Genomic DNA, 1,513 nt, shown 5'->3' on the forward strand with positions numbered 1-1,513 from the left:
GGGCGCATGACGCTGGTGTCGGCGGCGCATGTGCTTGATCTGAGTGAGCGTCAGGTGCGTCGGCTGCTGGAGCGGATCAGAACGACCGGTGCGGCGTCGATCCGGCACAAGGCGATCGGCCGGCCGTCGAACAACCGGATCAGCGATGGCTTTCGCGATTATGCGGTGACACTGGTTCGTGAACGCTATGCGGACTTCGGCCCGACGCTGGCTGCCGAGAAGCTCGCCGAGCGCGATGGATTGCGTGTGTCACGCGAGACGGTGCGCGGCTGGATGGTCGATGCCGGTCTCTGGCTGTCGCGCAAGCAGCGGCGGACGTTTCATCAGCCGCGGCTGCGACGCGAGGCTTATGGTGAACTGGTGCAGATCGATGGGTCGGAGCATCGCTGGTTTGAGGATCGCGGACCGCCTTGCTCTCTGCTGGTGTTCGTCGACGATGCGACGGGCAGGTTGATGCAGCTGCGCTTTGTGCGTTCCGAAAGTGCCTTCACCTACTTCGAGGCGCTGGAGCTCTATCTCAAGCGCCACGGCGCACCAATTGCCTTTTATTCCGACAAGCATTCGGTGTTCCGGGTGGCGAAGAAGGATGCCAAAGGCGGTCAGGGCATGACCCAGTTCGGGCGCGCGCTTTCAGAGCTAAACATTGAGATTCTCTGCGCAAATTCCAGCCAGGCCAAGGGCCGTGTCGAGCGGATGAACCGAACGTTGCAGGACCGATTGGTCAAGGAGTTGCGGCTTGCCGGGATCTCCAACATGGAGGCAGGTAATGTGTTTCTGCCGGACTTCATAGAGGCATACAATGCACGATTTGCGATTGCCCCTGCCCGTTCGGAAGACCTGCATCGGCCGATGAACCTGGCTCCGGATCGGTTGATGGAGATCCTGTGCAAACGCGAGCAGCGCTATGTCGGATCGCAGCTGACGTTTTCGTTCGAGCGCCAGCGGATCATGCTCCAGGAAACCGAGGTGACGCGTGGTTTGGTCGGTCGCTATGTCGAGACCTATGCCTATGCGGATGGTCGCCTGGATGTGCGCTGGAAGGGATACTCCCTGCCTTATACGGTGTTCGACATGGACCAGCGGGTGACGCATGCGGCGATCACCGAGAACAAGCGGCTCGGTGATATCCTGGCTTACGTCAAGGAGCGCCAGGACCACCAGCAGGTGAAGCCGGTCGTGAAGACCAATAGCGAGAAGAACGGCTACACGCCGCGTGGTCGCAAGCCGGGCCGCAAGAAGGATTACATGAGTGATCCGGCGGTGATTGCGCGGCGCGAGAATGCACTGTCGCGGCTCGATGCTGCCGAGTGACGCATCGATTACATAGTCTCAAAGCTAAAGCCGAAGAGGGAATTCTATCACCCGCCCCCTCCCTTCCCTTGCAACCGGATGAGCCGGTTCGGTCGGGGGCTGATCGGAGGAGCGGGTGTCGCATTTCTAAATGGCTGAAGACGCGTCCAAAGTGACATTTCTACTTTGCCAGACAGCGGACATTTCAACTTCCCCGCCACAT

The 1,513-nt window shown here is 60.0% G+C and carries 1 protein-coding gene; it reads left to right on the forward strand.

Annotation, left to right across the window (positions count from 1 at the left end; genetic code table 11):
* Positions 1 to 1,311 (forward strand): ISNCY family transposase (locus FHX15_RS30740; RefSeq protein WP_184402088.1); only part of this gene is annotated, 1,311 nt, incomplete at its 5' end.
* Between the last annotated feature and the right edge of the window lie 202 nt (positions 1,312 to 1,513).

It is taken from the genome of Rhizobium sp. BK650 (genome assembly GCF_014195325.1).
In the GTDB taxonomy this organism is placed as follows: Bacteria; Pseudomonadota; Alphaproteobacteria; order Rhizobiales; family Rhizobiaceae; genus Rhizobium.